Source organism: Corynebacterium hylobatis, from assembly GCF_003955685.1.
GTDB lineage: Bacteria > Actinomycetota > Actinomycetes > Mycobacteriales > Mycobacteriaceae > Corynebacterium > Corynebacterium hylobatis.
Genome location: NZ_RXHJ01000013.1, coordinates 77,231 through 93,121, shown reverse-complemented (window position 1 = coordinate 93,121; position 15,891 = coordinate 77,231). Strand labels below are relative to the sequence as shown.

Sequence of the window (15,891 nt, the reverse complement as noted above, 5' to 3'; positions counted from 1 at the left end):
AGCCCCACCTCGTGGTCAGCTACGCACTCTGAATCGTGAAGAGCCCCTTTTGTTCTTGATGGGGAGAGGGTCGCAGCGGTCGGTGGCTCTGTGGAACTCATCAATGGCAATGAAGTCGTCGATGGAATTGCGGACAAAAAGGTTGAGTACTCGGAAAACCCTCTCGTGGCTATGCAGACCATCGAGTACTACCGCTCATTTCTCATCGGCCGCGTTGCGTTAGCCGAGCACAACCTCATGCTCATCTGTTCCGGTGCATTCACCGTCTTTGATAAGCAGTTGCTCATCGACCATGACGGCCTGGCTACCGATGTGATCGGTGAAGACATGGAGATTGTTGTCCGTCTTCAGAAGAGCTTGATCGACAACGGTATGAACAAACGTATTGTGCATGTTTCCGATGCGATCTGCTACACGGAGGCCCCGGAATCGCTGAAGGTGTTGCACCGGCAGCGGCGTCGCTGGCATCAGGGTCTGCTGGAGAGTTTGTGGCGGCATAAGAAGGTGATGCTGAACCCCAGGTACGGATCTCTCGGTCTCGTCGCATTCCCGTATTTCATTCTGGCAGAGGCAACGATTCCGGTCGTCGAGTTGTTCGGTTTTCTGTACTTGGTTGCCGGATTCTTTGCAGGTCAGATCTTCTTCGAGTTTTCTCTGCTCCTAATCATGTACTCCCTGCTGTACGCAGGACTCATCAGCCTCACCTCGGTCATGCTCAATTCGTGGCAGCAGGGCAGGTTCCCGTCGACGTCGGAGATCACCTACGTCCTTGGCCTGTCGTTTACGGAGTTCTTCTGGTACAAGCCGCTGATGCTGTTCTGGCGACTGGAAGGGTTCTACAGATTCTTCGTCAACCGTAACGACTGGGGTGTGATGGAACGCAAGGGCTTTAGCGCAGAATCTGAGAAAGAAGAGCGGGAGGAGCAAGTAGTTCCATGAAGAAATTCCTCTCTCTGGTAGGACTGGCTTCCCTGGTCTTCCTCATTCCCATCCTTATCTGGGGTGTGAAGCCCACCCCGTTTGACAAGGCTCTGGTGATAGACAACCGTGCCGGTGAATCCGTGGACGACAGCGGCAGCAATTTCTACTTCAAGTACACGAAGTCGAATCCTACGTTTACCTCACTGGAAGAACTGGATGAAACCATTCAGGAGGTGAAGGAATACGACACGGTTTTCGTGTCCACCGAGGACGGCTACGCGCTGAATGCGGATCAGTGGAACAAGGTCAACATGAACATTGGTCAGAACGCCCCCAGCCTGCTGTTCGCGGAATACGGTGTCATCCACAACGCCGAGTCGGGAGACTTGTCCAACATGATCTCCGGCGATCTCGGTGTCAACTCCACCAACTGGTCGGGGCTGTATGTCTCGGATCTCTCCGACCGCCACAATCCGGCCATCCCGGATCGGGTCTTCAGCAACCTGGGTGATGAGTGGGACTACAGCGGCCCAGGCCTTGTGCTCAACAACAGCAACGAGGAAAAGGCGGTCGTTGTTGAGCTGGATCAGCAGCAGGAGAATCCGGGACTTGGCCTGATAGCAACCGAGCACGGGAAAGAGCAGGGGTTCGAAGACCTGGATGCTCCCTATACTGGTTGGTTCGACATCGTTTTGCCTGCCGAGGGAACCCGTATTCTGTACGACTTCGCACTGAACCTGTCTGACGCCAATAAAAAGGTCTTCAAGAAGTACGGTGTTCCGGAGAATATTCCTGCGGTCACGGTAAACCGTAACGGTCCATCTAACCGAGTCTATCTGGCAGGTACATTCAGCCGGTCTGAGGCGATCCCGGAGATTTATCAGGCCACGGGAATTCAACACGTCTATGGCGCGATCGAGCGCTACAGTTCTAATAGTTTCTACTGGAACTCCTTCTTCCCGTTGATGGACAAGACCCTGAGTCTGCAGCAGGAGTTCGCGAGCGGGGAGGGCAAGGAATTTGCTGTCACGGCAGGCGAGTACACCGATGGGGTGTCCTATCCTGCACGGATGGCAGAGGAATCGGATCTTATTGAGGTCAAGATCGATGGTGAGTTCCGCGAGATAACCATCAAGGGTGTCAACATGGGTATGGCATCACCGGGCTACTTCCCGGGAGAGGCCGCCATCTTGGAAGAAGAGTACGAAGAGTGGTTCGAGCAGATCGGAGCCATGAACGCTAATACAGTGCGTGTATACACCCTGCATCCTCCGGGATTCTATCGTGCTCTGGCCAAGTACAACGCGCTGCACGAGAACAAGATCTATGTGCTCCACGGTGTATGGATCAATGAGGAATGGATCACCGGCGATGCCGATGCTTTCCACCAGGAAGCTGTTGAAGGATTCCAGAGGGAGATCAGGCATGTTGTCGACGCGCTCCACGGCAACGCCATCATTGAACCGGTGCCGGGGCACAGTTCCGGTGTGTACGCGACCGACGTGTCCGACTACGTCATCGCCTGGATCCTGGGTACGGAATGGGACCCGTTCATGGTGGAAGGAACCATCGAGAAACATCCGGAGGTGGGCGAATTTGACGGTAAACACTACCAGACCACAAATGCCAGTCCGTTCGAGTTCTGGTTGGCATCGCAGATGGAGTACACCACCGAATATGAGTTGTCCCAGTACAACAAAATTCGCCCGATGAGCTTCACCAACTGGGTGACCACGGATATCCTGCACCACCCTTCGGACGATTCCAACCAGGAGGATATTTCCGAGGTCAACCCCAACAACATCGCGGTCAAGGGGGTGATGGAGGAGGTGGGCCAGTTCGCGTCCTACCACATCTACCCTTATTATCCTGATTTCCTCCAGATGGACCAGAAGTACGTCAACGCAATCGACCACCGTGGTGAGCCGAACACCTACTACGCCTATCTGGAAGAGCTGCGCAGCGTGCACAGCATGCCGGTGCTCGTCGCGGAATTCGGTATTCCCACCTCGCGTGGCCGCACGCACTCAGGGCCGATGGGCATGCACCAGGGAGGTGTCAGTGAGAAGGACCAGGGAATTTATGTCCAGAAGATGTTTGAGGACATCCTCGAGACGGATTACATGGGCGGACTCGTGTTCACCTGGCAGGACGAATGGTTTAAACGCACATGGAACACGATGGAGTTCGATAATCCGGACCGCCGACCCTACTGGTCCAATGCACAGACCAGCGAACAGCAGTTTGGTCTTGTCAGTTTTGATTCGCTGAAGATCAAGGTCGATGGCGACGGAAACGAATGGGTAACCGCGCCATTTTACGAGGCCGCCGATGATAACGATCCGATCGAAAAGGCCTATGTCGATCATGATGAGCGCTACCTCTACCTCAAACTCGACCTGTCTGACTCCACACCTGACGGTGGATACCCGGTCGCGCTCATCGACACTATCCCGAACCAGGGCAATAATGTCATCAACCAGTACGGGGTGGGCAGCGCAACCGCTGCGGACTTCATGGTGCCACTGGAGGGCGATAACGCCCGCGTGATGGTTGACCCCTACTACGACTTGCACGGATACATCTACGGCTACCTGTTTGGATATACTGACGCCCCAGAAAATGTGGGGCAGAAGAACTCAGGTGAATTCGTCCCCCTCAAGTACGTGCTCAACCAGTCGATGTTCAACCCGGAAACGGGAGAGACCATCCCGTTTGAGGAGTACGAGACCGGCCGACTACGGGAGGGCAACGGTAATCCGGAAGCACCGGACTATGACTCGTTGGCAGACTATGCCTGGTCCAACGACGGGAAAACGCTGGAAGTCCGCATTCCGTGGCTGCTCTTGAGCGTGCGCGACCCAAGCACCAAGGAAATTGCCACAGATTTCAACGTCCTCCAAGAAATCTATGGTGGTGAGTTCATTGAGGATCTGGGTATCGGCTTTCTCTATGTGGACGGTGACCAGTCGGTGCAGACGCTACCGGGGATGAACCCCGGCACCTCCGGGATCGCGCCCCTGCAGCGCTACACGTGGGAGAAGTGGACCTACTTCGATACCACCCCGCGCCTGAAGCAGTCCTACTACCAACTCCAGGACTACTTCGCGACGCTGGACTGAGCAAGAACAATCCGCACGGTGTGGCCCGCGCATGACGGCAGGCCTTGGGAGGTGGAGGGCATGACTCCGATAGTTGATCAGGGTCATGCCCTTCAGCGCCTCTACCGCCGGACCAGCGCGAACTCCCACGGCCCCAGCACGGTCCGGTCCAGTTCCACCGTGGGCTGGGTGAAGGACCAGATCAGTTCACCGCCGTAGGGGGCGGTCACGGGCTGTTCAGAGAGGTTGGCCACGAGCAGGACGTCTTCGTGCCCCATGGCCAGCCATTTCTCTTCCTCGGTGCCGGTCTCCACGAGCAGCTTCGACAGGTTCGCCCGTGCCAGTCCCAGTTCGCGGCGCAGGTGCAGCAGCTGCCGGTAGGCGGCGTGGATCTCCTGCTGCTCTTCCGAGAAGTCCCAGTCCAGCCTGGAGGCCTCGAAGGTGGCCGGGTCGGCGGGGTCCGGCACCTCAGAATGGTCCCAGCCGGAGCGGGCGAATTCGCGTTTGCGTCCCTCGGAGGTCAGGCGGTTAAGTTCGGCGTCGGTGTGGGAGCAGAAGAAGGCGAAGGGGGTCTGCGCGCCGAATTCCTCACCCATGAACAGCATGGGGGTGAAGGGGGAGGAGTAGATGACCGCGGCCTTGAGCACCTGCTGGGCGGGTGTGAGGCTCATCGACGGCCGGTCGCCGCGGGCCCGGTTGCCGGTCTGGTCGTGGGTGGTGGTGTAGGTGACCAGGCGATGCGCGGGGATGGCGGCGGTGTTGATCGGCCGGCCGTGGGTGCGCCCCCGGTAGGAGGACCAGATACCGTCGAAGTAGTAGCCGCCGCGCAGGGTCTTGGCCAGGGCGTCGAGGGAACCGAAGTCCTCGTAGTAGGCGTGGTCCTCACCGGAGACGATGGTGTGCAGGGCGTGGTGGATGTCGTCGACCCACTGGCCCGCCAGTCCGTAGCCGCCGCCGTCGGTCCCGGTGATCACGCGCGGGTTGTTGAGGTCGGATTCGGCGATGAGGTAGCGGGGCACACCGGTACGCGCGGTGACGTCGTCGGCGATGTACTGCATCTGCTCGAGCAGGGAGTATGCGCCGGTGTCATCGAGGGAGTGGACGGCGTCCAGGCGCAGGCCGTCGATGCGGTAGTCGGCCAGCCACAGGCGCACGGCGTCGAGGATGTAGGCGCGCACCTCGTCGGAATCGTGCCCGGAGATGTTGACCACCTCGCCCCAGCCGGTGGATCCACCGGAGGTGTAGGGGCCGAACATGCCGTTGTAGTTGCCGTCGGGGCCGAAGTGGTTGTACACGACGTCGAGGATGACGCCGAGGCCCTTGTCGTGGGCGGCGTCGACAAGCTGTTTCAGTCCCTCCGGACCACCGTAGCCCTGGTGGACGGCGTGCCACTCGACTCCGTCGTAGCCCCAGTTGCGCTCGCCGCCGAAGGGCTGGACGGGCATGAGCTCGATGGCGGTGACCCCCAGGTCACGCAGGTAGTCGAGCTTGCCGATGACGCCTTCGAAGGTGCCCTCCGGGCTGAAGGTGCCCACATGCAGTTCGTAGATGACCTGGCCCGCCAGGGGACGGCCGGTCCAGTCACCGGAGGTCCAGGCGTGGTCCGGGTCGGTGACCTCGCTGAGGCCGTGGACGCCGTCCGGCTGGGCGGTGCTGCGCGGATCGGGGAGGGTCTTCGACCAGTGTTCACCGTCGAAAAGCTCGAAACCGTAGCGCATCCCGGGCTCGGCCACCCGGTCCGCGGTCCACCAGTTCCCCCGGCCGGCGCGCATGGGCAGCACCTCCCCGTTGAGGCGGAGTCGGACGTCGCGGGCATGGGGTGCCCACACGGAGAAGGGTTCATGAGCAGTCATGCGCCCCAGGCTAACCAAACGGGCGGCTAATATCAGTGCTCATGCTCACGACCTACCAGTTGCCCGCCGCCGATCAGACGTGGATGCACGAGTGGGAGGTCAAACGGTCCCGCTTCCTCTCCCTGGCCCGCCGCACCCCGACCGATGAGGCCGCCCGGGACTTCATCCACGAGATCCGCGCACAGTACCCGGATGCGCGCCACCACTGCAGCGCCTACCTCATCCACGTCGAGGGCTCGAACCCCGTGGAGCGTTCCTCCGATGACGGCGAGCCCTCCGGCACCGCCGGCAAGCCGATGCTCGACATGCTCAAGGGTTCGGGGCTTCTCGACGTCACCGTGGTCGTCGTCCGCTGGTTCGGCGGCATCAAACTCGGTGCCGGCGGCCTGGTGCACGCCTACTCCCAGTCCGTCGGCGATCTCATGCCGCAGGTGCGGCGGGTGACCCGCGCGATCCGGGAGCTCTACCGCATCGAGGTACCACACGCCGACGCCGGCCGCCTGGAGTCCGACCTGCGGGCCCGCGGGGTATCCGTCACCGACACCGACTACGGGGCGGCCGTCACCTACACCCTCGCCGTCGAGCCGGGCGCGCGGGCGGAACTGGAGTCCACGCTGGCTGCGCTGAGCGCCGGGGCGGTCATCCCCGCTGAGGCGGGGACCGCATGGATCGAGTACTAGGATGGGACACATGACCATGCAACGTCGCCCGAACAACCCGATCGAACAGCGCAAACAGTCCGTGCGCCGGTACTCCCGCAACGCCGTCCTCAGCGTCGGCGGCGGTGTCGTCGGTGGTCTCGCCCTCGGCCTGCTGTTCACCAGCTGGACCTGGATCATCCTCGGCCTTGTTGTCGCCGTGGTGGGCGGGTTCTACAACTGGAACAAGATCCAGAAGATCGTCAACCACAAGGACAACCGCTAGGCGCGCCCATGAGTGAGGCAGTCCGTATCGACGTATGGGTGTGGGCGGTGCGCATCTTCAAGACGCGTTCCGATGCCGCCACCGCCGTCCGCGCCGGGCACGTGAAGCTCAACGGCCACGCCGTCAAGCCCGCCCAGCAGGTCGTGCCCGGCGACCGGGTCCGCGTGTGGGTCAACCACCGGGAACTGGATCTGGAGGTCACCGGCACGGTGCGCAAACGTGTCGGGGCACCCATCGCCCGCACCTGCTACATCGACCATTCCCCGCCGCCCCCGCCGAAGGAGGTCCTGGCCTCCCTGCCGCGGCGTGAGCGTGGGGCCGGCCGGCCGACGAAACGCGAGCGGCGCGAACTCGACCGGCTGCGCGGCTACGACAGCTACTGAAGCAGCTTCCGCACGCGCGGGATGACCTCCTCGCCGTAGAGGCGGATGGTGTCCATGTTGTGCTCGTGGGGGACGGGGCCGTTGGCGTATTTCAGGGTGAAGCGGTCCAGGTCGAGTGCCTGGACGGTGTCGGCGATCTTCGCCGCTACCGTCGCGGGGGAACCGACGTAGAGCGAACCATGGTTGACCTCCCGGGTGAACTGCTCCGGGGTGGGGGCAGACCAACCGCGTTCGGCACCGATGAGGCGCTGTCCGGCAGCCCAGTGTTCGTAGACACGTTCCTGGGCCTGCTCGTCGGTCTCGGCGATCAGACCGGGGGAGTGCACCCCGATGGGGGCCTGCGGCTGACCGAACTCCTCGTTGGCCCGGTGGTAGAGGTCGACGAAGGGGCGGAAGCGGCGGGCGGCGCCGCCGATGACGGCCAGCATGAGGGGCATGCGGTGGCGGGCGGCCCGGATGACGGACTCCGGGGAGCCGCCGACGGCGACCCAGGCCTGCAGCGGGGTGGCCGTGGGCGGGTAGATGTGCTCCGGCGCGCGGTCCCAGGGGATGGGGGTGCGGGAGGCGTCGGCGTCGAGAAGCACGCGCATGAGCTCGAGCTTCTTCTCGAAGAGGCGCTCGTAGTCGCCGAGGTCGTAGCCGAAGAGCGGGAAGGACTCGACGAAGGAGCCGCGTCCCAGGGTCATCTCGGCACGGCCCGAGGAGATGGCCTGGAGGGTGGAGAAACGCTCGAGGATCCGCACCGGGTCGTCGGAGGACAGGACGATGACGGAAGTTGTCAGGCGGATGCGCTCCGTGCGGGCGGCGATGGCGGTGAGGACCACGTCGGGGGCGGAGACAGCGTAATCGGGGCGGTGGTGCTCACCGATGCCGAAGACGTCCACGCCGACGCGGTCTGCCTCGACACCTTCCGCGACGATGTCACGCAGCACCTGGTCGTGGGGGACCGGGGTGCCGTCAAGAGTGACGGTGACGTCGCCGAAGGTGTCGAGGCCGAAGTAGATGGGTCTGTTCATGCTGACGATGATACGTCAACAAGCTCAGGGGGTTACTACCAGAGGCCCCAGCCTGCCGGCGGGAAGTCAATACCCATCGGGCGGAAGAAATCCGCGATGGACAGCGCCCACACATGCAGGAAGTCTGCCACCTCGGGGAAATCTTCGCGGATGGACGAAACCAGGTTCATGGGACAGTGCTCCTTATCGGGCAATCGGTGCGGACCCGCTCCATGCTACTGGGTGAGGCATCATTCCTCGCGCATGATCCGCGCGGTGCGCATCATTTCCAGTCGGCGGGCCAGCTGGGCAGGCCGCAACTGGGGCCGCATACCGATCTCCCCGGTGCGGTCGACGTGCGCCCGACCGTAACGGCGCAGCAGCAGATCATCGATGAGCCGGATCTGTCCGGGGTGGAACCGGTAGCGCATGGCCCCGCGCACCGCCTCGATGTCCACGTCGTCGAGCAACGCCGCCAGCTCCGCAACAGTGGTGATGCCGTCGGCGGCGAGGATCTCCATGAGGAAGCGGTAATTCTCCGAACGCGAACCCGGGAAACGGTTGCCCAACAGCATTGTCAGAATGCCCGGCAGGGTCTCCGCGGTCAGCTCGACATCATCGCCCGCGGTGTCATCGGTGTACTGCAGCACCGCGATCTGGTCGAACTGCTGGTCCGCCAGCTCGATCAGGCCCGCCGCCAGGGTGAAGGCCCGGTCCACCCGCGGGTCCACCGGATCCCGGCCTCGCTTATAACGGATATCGTGCTCGAACTCGGCCCACGCGTGCTGCAGCACCGTGCGCACCTGCACCTCGAAACTCACACCCGGGTAGTCGGCGAGCTCATCAAGGTCGGCGGAACTCTCGTCGACGGTGAGGATGAGGTGGTGGGAACCGTAACCGAAGCCACCGGAGATGCGCGTCTCCGCGGTCTTGTCCACCGAACGTTCCACGAGGAAGGACTGCTGCAGAGCGCCGATGGCCACGGGGATCTCCGTGGAGTGGAAGACAGTCACGCGCACGCCGATCAGATCGTGGATGTCCTCCCACGGCTCCGGGTACATCCAGCTGCCGTCAGCCTTGCGCTTATAGGCCTTCGCCTTCATGGAGGGCCAGTCCTTCACCCGGGCGATCACCCGGTCATAGGTGACGCCGGCATCGGCCAGCAGGTCCTCGACCGCCGCGCCGAAATCCTCCCCGGCATCCGGGTGGGCGCGCACCCACTCGTGGTAGCGGCTGCCCAGCTGGGCCATCCGGTCAGACACCCTGCCTCACCAGCAGTGCCGTGGGGAAGAGATCCATGACCTCAGTCAGGGGGACGGTTGCCTCGTAGATGCGACCCGTCAGCCGGTCCAACCACTGCCCCTGCGGCAGGGTGACAGTAGTACCGGCCCAGCCCCCGCGTTCCGCCAGGCGCAGCGGGCGGCGGGTGGCCAGGGTGATCACGCCGATGCCCTCCTCGCCGGGCTGGTTCACACTGCCGCGGGCCAGGCCGATGAGATGGGAGTAGGCCGGTCCGTCCGCGAAGACGGCCTGTACGTCGCCGCTGATGAAGTACTCCGGGTGGTCGTGGCGCACCTGCATCCCCTCATGGACGATGTGCAGCTTCGCCCGGTCGCCGTAGAGCTCCAGGTGCGGGTAGACCCCCGAGGTGCCCTCCTGGCAATCCGCCTCGGCGGCCAGGTCATTCCAGTCCACCCCCTCGCGGAGGATGTCCAGGGTCTGGTGGCGGGCGGTGTAGTCCACGAAACGGCGGTTGTCCGGGTCGACGAGGGAGTCGTCGAAGAATTCGGTGCCCTGGTAGACGTCCGGCACACCCGGCCCGGTCAGCTGCAGCAGCTTGCGCCCCAGGGAGATGGTGGTGGTGGCGTCGGCAAGCGGGGCGACGAATTCGGTGATGATGGAGGTGACGGGGCCGTCGAAGAGCACCTCCACCCAGTCCAGCACGGCCGTCTCGAAGGCCTCGACGGGATCGGTCCAGGTGGTGTGCACGCTGGCCTCCCGCAGCGCCTTGACCGTGTATGCCCGGAACCGTTCCCTGAGCTGCTCGGTGATCTGCCCGTCCGCCGGCCACACCCCCAGCAGATTCTGGATGAGGAAGTAGCCTGTGCCCGCATCCGGGGCCGGCACCATGGCGAAGACGCGGTGGATGAACTCCGAGAACTCGCTGGGGCGTTCGGTCAGTTCGATGATGCGGGCGCGTACATCCTCACCGCGTTTGGTGTCGTGGGTCGACAGCGTGGTCATCGCCTGCGGCCACAGACGCGCGCGTTCCTGCTGGAGCAGGTGGAACTCCGCGGAGGAGACACCGAAACGGCCCGGCGCGCCACCCACCTCCTGCAGCGCCACCAGACGGCAGGCGCGGTAGAAGGTGGTGTCCTCCACCCCCTTGGCCATGACGGCACCGCAGACCTGCGCGAAGCGGATCTTGGCCTCCCCGTTGGCGTTGAGGGCGGCGACGATGAGGTCGAGTGCGGTGCGGCGGGAGGGGAAACGGCGTGACATCTCGGCGACGACGGTGGCGGTGACGCGCGACAGCGAGAGATAGTCGGCGCGGTAGACGGGCATCGCCGCGACCAGTTCGATGATGGTGGTGGTCAGATCCTGCTCATCGACGGCGGAACCGGCGGTGGAGAAGTTGTCCCGGCGGATGGCGCGCGCCAGGCGGCGGATCTCCGCGGCGAGTTCCGAGCCGGCGACCTCGCGCTTGAGCTGCTGCTGCGCCACAGTCACGGCCGTCTCATCCCAGGTGGAACCGGAGTGCTGGAGTGCGAGCATGGACATCGACTCCTCCGCCTTCCGGGAGATGAACACACCGTCCAGTTCCCGCAGGGCGTCATAGCCGGTGGTGCCGTCGACGGCGAGACGGGGGTCGAGGACTTCATCGACCTCGAGGATCTTCTCCACCAGCAGCCAGCGGTCGGGGCCGACGACCTCGCGCAGCCGGTTGAGGTAGCCGAAGGGGTCCGACAGCCCGTCGGGGTGGTCGACGCGGACGCCGTCGATGAGGTCCTCGGCGATCAGCTGGCGGACGATGCGGTGGGTGTGCTCGAAGACCAGCGGGTCCTCCTGGCGGATACCTGCCAGGCCGTTGACGGAGAAGAACCGCCGGTAGGAGATCACCCCGTCGCGCCAGTACATCAGGCGGTAGGACTGGCGGTCGTAGACGTCGGCGACGTCATCGTCGACGCCTTCGCAGGTGCCCTCCGCCACGGGGAAGACATGTTCGTAGTAGGCCAGGACGAGTTCGCCGTCGTCCTCGCGCAACTCGAGCTTGTCCTCGTCACCCGGCTGGCCGAGCACCGGCATGCCCAGTTTGCCGCCGGCGCCGTTGTCCTCGTGCCAGTCGATGTCGAAGTAGTGCTCGTACTCGGAGTCCTGCCCGTTCTTGAGCACGTCCCACCACCATTTGTTCAGGCGCGGGTTCTCCACGCCGAGGTGGTTGGGCACGATGTCGATGATCAGGCCCAGGCCCGCCTCGTGTGCCACGGCCGCGAGTTCACGCAGCCCCTCGATGCCGCCGAGTTCCGGGTTGATCTCCGTGGGGTCGGTGACGTCATAGTTGTGGGTGGAGCCCGGTGCGGCGGTGAAGATGGGGGAGAGGTAGAGGTGGCTGACGCCCAGGGCCTGCAGATAGGGAACCTGGGCGGCCGCCTCGGCGAAACCGAAGGCCCGTCCCGACGGGTCCGCCTGTGGACCCCGCAGCTGCAGGCGGTAGGTGGCGGTGATGGGACGTCGCATGGATCTCCTCGGGTCAGTGCTGAGTTCAGGAAAAGTGCATATGCCAGCCTAGGCGGGAGTGGCCAGCAACGGGTGGCGGGACACAGCTGCGGGGAAGCCGTGACGCCATTCCACCAGCGCCCCCTCTCCCGGCGCCTGCTTATCGACGTCCGCCCGCGGCACCGCCACCAGCCGCCCCGCCGCAGGCCACCACCATGCCACGGGTCCGCCGAGCAGCTCGGCGAGGTGCCTGTCGAGGATGGTGAAGGTGTGCGGATGCGCCAGCCAGCTCTCCGCCGGTGCGCCGGGCATGGCCACCTGCAGGCCGTCCGCGTGGGGACGGCTGAGTACCCGGATGCCCTCCGGGGTGCGGGCGCGGGTGATGAGGTTACGGGCGGCCAGTTCCCAGGCCTGCCGGGCGGAGAGATCGAGTTCCCCCAGCCCCCGGTAGCTGACGTCGCTGTTCCCACACACGAACGTCGCGCACAGTTCCCGGGACAGGGCGATGGTGGCGACGGTGTCGCAGAAACCGTCGTCGCTCAAACCCCGGTGGGTGCGCCAGGTGGCGGGGCGCAGGGCGGGCAGCAGGGTAGTGGGGGACAGGGTCGGTGCGGTCATGGTCTCGCGGTCTCCTTATGTGTCGGTGTCTCCACCACTGTTGGACCCGGAAAATGGGTCGGAGGTTCCCGCCGCGGGGAATTTTCTCGTCATATTTTGCTTCTACTGTGGGGTCAGGAACCCCCACCCGGCGACGAGGATGTGCTGCATGCGGCGCGTTGTCTCGGGGGTGCGACCGCAGAACCGGTCACCCAGGTATTCGGTAGACTCCGGTCATTGTTCGGCAGGTGAGAGGAGTGGCGGTGGCGGAGCGGGCAGGCAGATCGTGGCGGTTGCGGATCGCGTCGTTCCGGGACAGCTTCGCTGACAGTCTCTTCCTCCACCCGGCTCTGATCATGCTGGCCGGCATCGCACTGGCGGTCGGTGCCACCATGCTCGATGACGCCCTCGGCCACGGTGCCGGGATCCCGCTCACCCTGTCCATGAGCAGTAACGCAGCCACGTGGTTGCTGTCCACCGTCGCCGGGGCGATGATCACCACCGTCGGCGTGGTCTTCTCCCTGACGGTGGTCAGCCTGCAGCTGGCCAGTGACCAGTTTTCGCCGCGGGTGATGCGGTCATTCATCCGGGACCGGTTGAGCCAGCGGGTCATCGGCCTGCTCGTGGGCACGTTCTTCTACTGCGTTCTCGTCCTGCCCAATGTCAGTGGGGAGGCCACCGACCCTGCCCCGCAGATCTCCCTGACCATCGCGGTGGTGCTCACCCTGGTCACGGTGATCGGCATCATCATCCACCTGGATCATCTGGCCCACGGCCTGCAGGTGGGCAACGTCGCCCGGCTCATCGCGGATGAGGGGGAAAAGGTTGCCGAAGCCCTGGACACGGTGCCCGCAGACCTGCACGAGGTCGATATTAGCGAGTACCGGGACGTGCCCCGCGATGCCGCAGTCATCCACGCCACCGGCCACGGCTGGATCAGCCAGGTGGACAACCGCCAGCTCCTCCACGCTGCCCCACCTGGGGCGGTCGTGCGGATGGAGACCCGGGTGGGCGCCTACATCCACGCCGGGGAACCGCTGCTGACGGTGTGGCCCGCACCTCCAGAGCGCAACCGGCGGGAACTGGCCGCGGCAGTCGAGGTCTCTGACACCAGGCGGATGCTCCAGGACGTCGATTTCGCAGTCCGCCAGCTCGTCGACATCGGGCTGCGCGCCCTCGGCCCGGACATCAACGACCCGACCACCGCCATCGAGGTCACCCTGCGTCTGGGCAGCCTGCTGCGCACTGTGCTGGCCACCCCGCTGCCACCTCCGGCCCTGCAGGACAGGGAGGACCGGGTGCTGGTGCAGCCCTGGAATCTCTCCCATGAGGAGTACATCGCCCACGGTTTTGACCAGCTCCGCCAGGACGGCGTCAACCACACCGAGGTGGCCGCGGCGCTGCTGCGGATCCTGCGGATGCTCATGACCCACGTCGAGGAGGAGGACCGCCCGGAACTTGTCCCGGCCCTGGAACACCAGATGCGGATGCTGCTGGAGTCCCTGGCGGAGCGACCCGACCTGCACCCGGAGGATCTGGCCCGCCTGCAGTCACTGGTCTCCGGGGATACCGACCCCGCCGACCACAGCCGCCACCACGGCTGAAGCGGATCAGAACGGAGGCTGTTCGTCGTCGGCCGGAGCCTGCGGGTCGAGGCCGAGCACCGCGAAAAGCTGGCCGGAGGTCCAGATCTGGATTTCCTGACCCTTGTCGATCAGCTCCTCGGCCCGCTTCTCCTTGCTGGTCTTCGTCGCCCACTCACCGGCCACCAGGACCGTGGTCTTGCGTGTGACGTTCTTGCCGATCTCCGCCCCCAGCTCGGCGATCGCCGACCACAGCCGTCCCTTGTCGAAGGGCTCGAAATCACCGGTGAGGGTGACGTGCTGGCCGAAGAGGGGGTTGCTGGGGTCGGCGTCCGGATTCGGATCCGGGATCACATCCGGGGTGGACACCGACTGCCAGGGTGCCCTGCGCGGGGCCTTCTTCTCCTCGGCGGGTGCGGCCACCGGCACGTCCGGCTGCACCTTCTGCATGGCGATCCGGGCGCCGGAACGATCCCGCAGCACCGGCCATGTCCGCTCCCCGTTGAGGGTGCCCATGGTGAAACCACTCGTGTGCTGGAAATCGGTGTAGGTGCCCCGGTGGCCGGCGTTGCGGGCCAGCTCCACCACGATCAGGGCGGCGGCACGGGCATCCTCCATGGCGTCATGGTGACGCCCCAACGGAACCCCCAGCACCTCGGCCACGACCGGCAGGCGGTGGCTGGCGATGCCCAGCTTCGCTGCCCGGGAGAGGATCAGCGAACAACCGAAGGCCAGCGTCGGCACGGTCACGTCGCCGGCCTCGCAGGCCCGCTGCAGCGCCATCATGTCGAACTGTGCGTTGTGCGCCACCACCGGGAGATCCCCGATGAAGTCGAGCAGAGCGGGCAGGCGTTCCGCGAAGCCGGGCTGCCCGGCGACGGTCTCCGGGGTGATGCCGTGGATGGCGATGTTGTCCGGGTCGAACTCATCCAGCCCCGGGGGCGGGGTGCACAACCAGGACTCGGCGGCGACCTCCACACCGTCGATGATGCGGACCACCCCGATCTGGCAGATGGAACCGACATCCATGTTGGCGGTCTCGACGTCGAGGCCGATGAAGCTCAGGCCTGTGATTCCACCGTTGGATGCGGCCGGGGCCTCCCCACGCAGGGCCGCCTCGACATCGGCGATGAAATCCTCGGCAGCACGCTCCTGGTTGGGGGCGAAATCAACGGCGACGTCGGCGCCCTCGAGGAGGACCCGACCGGCGTCGACAAGCGAGGGGACGGTGGCGCTGACACCGGTGACGGACGAGAGGGGCACCTCGACGAGGGCCTCGCCGCTGAGGGCGGCGGCCAGCGCCGATCTCTCGATGCGGATGCTCGTGGCGGAGACACTCAGCTGGGCGCCGTGGGCCGGGATCACGTCGTCGACTCTCTTTCATCGGGAAGGCAGGAACAGTGGAAGGCCAGTGTACCCGCGCCCCGACACCGCTAGAATAAGCAGTTATGAACGGCCACTTGCCGGATTGGGCGGGCAGCTACGATCCCTTCGACCGCACCTGCCCCAGCCGCGCACTGCTTGAGTCCGTCGGCGACAAATGGACCATCCTCATCGTCCTGGCCCTCGAGGAGGGCCCGCGGCGCTACGGCCGGATCGAGGAGACCGTCGACGGGATCTCCCAGAAGATGCTCTCCCAGCGCCTGCGCAGGATGACCGAGGACGGGCTCGTCGCCCGCTGGGCCTTTGAGGAGATCCCGCCACGGGTGGAGTACGAACTCACAGACCTGGGCCGCAGCCTCCTGCCCGTGGCGCAGGCCCTGGTCGACTGGGTCGCGGACCACTACGCCACGGTGGCGCAGCAGCACCGGGACTGA

13 protein-coding genes and 1 pseudogene are annotated in these 15,891 nt (G+C 64.6%); 7 read left to right on the top strand and 7 right to left on the bottom strand.

Translation table 11 applies throughout. The annotated features are described in order from the left end of the window. Positions 1-69: 69 nt before the first annotated feature. Both EAH68_RS10420 and EAH68_RS10415 read left to right on the top strand, forming a co-directional pair. Positions 70-939 (top strand): annotated as a pseudogene (locus EAH68_RS10420) (glycosyltransferase family 2 protein); the annotation flags it as partial. Beyond that, complete coding sequence (locus EAH68_RS10415) at positions 936-4,043, top strand: hypothetical protein (RefSeq protein ID WP_126121271.1); 3,108 nt, start codon at positions 936-938, stop codon at positions 4,041-4,043. The pseudogene EAH68_RS10420 and the gene EAH68_RS10415, both read left to right, overlap by 4 nt. A gap of 101 nt (positions 4,044-4,144) precedes the next feature. Here EAH68_RS10415 and treZ read toward each other — a convergent pair whose 3' ends face one another. Further along, positions 4,145-5,875: a malto-oligosyltrehalose trehalohydrolase gene (treZ, locus tag EAH68_RS10410; RefSeq protein WP_126121270.1), complete on the bottom strand. Its 1,731-nt coding sequence runs from the start codon at positions 5,873-5,875 to the stop codon at positions 4,145-4,147. Positions 5,876-5,916: 41 nt separating this feature from the next. Between treZ and EAH68_RS10405 the strand changes: the two genes are divergently transcribed. From EAH68_RS10405 to EAH68_RS10395, 3 genes are read left to right on the top strand one after another with little or no spacing between them, the layout of a single operon-like run. Continuing rightward, positions 5,917-6,555: an IMPACT family protein gene (locus EAH68_RS10405; protein WP_126121269.1), complete on the top strand. Its 639-nt coding sequence runs from the start codon at positions 5,917-5,919 to the stop codon at positions 6,553-6,555. Positions 6,556-6,565: 10 nt separating this feature from the next. Further along, positions 6,566-6,799: a hypothetical protein gene (locus EAH68_RS10400; RefSeq protein WP_126121268.1), complete on the top strand. Its 234-nt coding sequence runs from the start codon at positions 6,566-6,568 to the stop codon at positions 6,797-6,799. Positions 6,800-6,807: 8 nt separating this feature from the next. Then, positions 6,808-7,182 (top strand): RNA-binding S4 domain-containing protein, encoded by a 375-nt coding sequence (locus EAH68_RS10395; RefSeq protein WP_126121267.1) that lies wholly within the window; start codon positions 6,808-6,810, stop codon positions 7,180-7,182. Here EAH68_RS10395 and EAH68_RS10390 read toward each other — a convergent pair. The 5 genes from EAH68_RS10390 to EAH68_RS10375 are packed head-to-tail and all read right to left on the bottom strand — an operon-like array spanning position 7,176 to position 12,512. Then, entirely contained in the window at positions 7,176-8,198 is a 1,023-nt protein-coding gene (locus EAH68_RS10390; protein ID WP_126121266.1) for an LLM class flavin-dependent oxidoreductase, read from the bottom strand. The two genes, EAH68_RS10395 and EAH68_RS10390, sit on opposite strands and share 7 nt — an antisense overlap. A 35-nt stretch (positions 8,199-8,233) precedes the next feature. Then, positions 8,234-8,368: a hypothetical protein gene (locus EAH68_RS15090; protein WP_277600473.1), complete on the bottom strand. Its 135-nt coding sequence runs from the start codon at positions 8,366-8,368 to the stop codon at positions 8,234-8,236. Positions 8,369-8,428: 60 nt separating this feature from the next. Further along, entirely contained in the window at positions 8,429-9,427 is a 999-nt protein-coding gene (locus EAH68_RS10385; protein WP_126121280.1) for a GTP pyrophosphokinase, read from the bottom strand. A 4-nt stretch (positions 9,428-9,431) separates the two neighbouring features. Further along, positions 9,432-11,915 carry a malto-oligosyltrehalose synthase gene (gene treY, locus EAH68_RS10380; RefSeq protein ID WP_126121265.1) on the bottom strand — a complete coding sequence of 828 codons (2,484 nt, stop codon included), beginning with the start codon at positions 11,913-11,915 and terminating at the stop codon, positions 9,432-9,434. 48 nt (positions 11,916-11,963) lie between these two features. Further along, positions 11,964-12,512, bottom strand: a complete 549-nt coding sequence (locus tag EAH68_RS10375) for a hypothetical protein (protein ID WP_126121264.1) — start codon at positions 12,510-12,512, stop codon at positions 11,964-11,966. A 242-nt stretch (positions 12,513-12,754) separates the two neighbouring features. Here EAH68_RS10375 and EAH68_RS10370 point away from each other — a divergent pair, with 242 nt between their 5' ends. Further along, on the top strand, positions 12,755-14,095 hold the full coding sequence (locus EAH68_RS10370) for a DUF2254 domain-containing protein (protein ID WP_241228411.1): 1,341 nt from the start codon (positions 12,755-12,757) through the stop codon (positions 14,093-14,095). A 6-nt stretch (positions 14,096-14,101) separates the two neighbouring features. On the opposite strand, the gene EAH68_RS10365 is transcribed toward EAH68_RS10370, so the two are convergent. Then, positions 14,102-15,439, bottom strand: a complete 1,338-nt coding sequence (locus EAH68_RS10365) for a 3'-5' exonuclease (RefSeq protein WP_126121263.1) — start codon at positions 15,437-15,439, stop codon at positions 14,102-14,104. An 83-nt stretch (positions 15,440-15,522) separates the two neighbouring features. Between EAH68_RS10365 and EAH68_RS10360 the strand changes: the two genes are divergently transcribed. After that, a complete protein-coding gene (locus EAH68_RS10360) occupies positions 15,523-15,891 on the top strand; it encodes a winged helix-turn-helix transcriptional regulator (RefSeq protein ID WP_126121262.1) in 369 nt (122 codons plus the stop codon).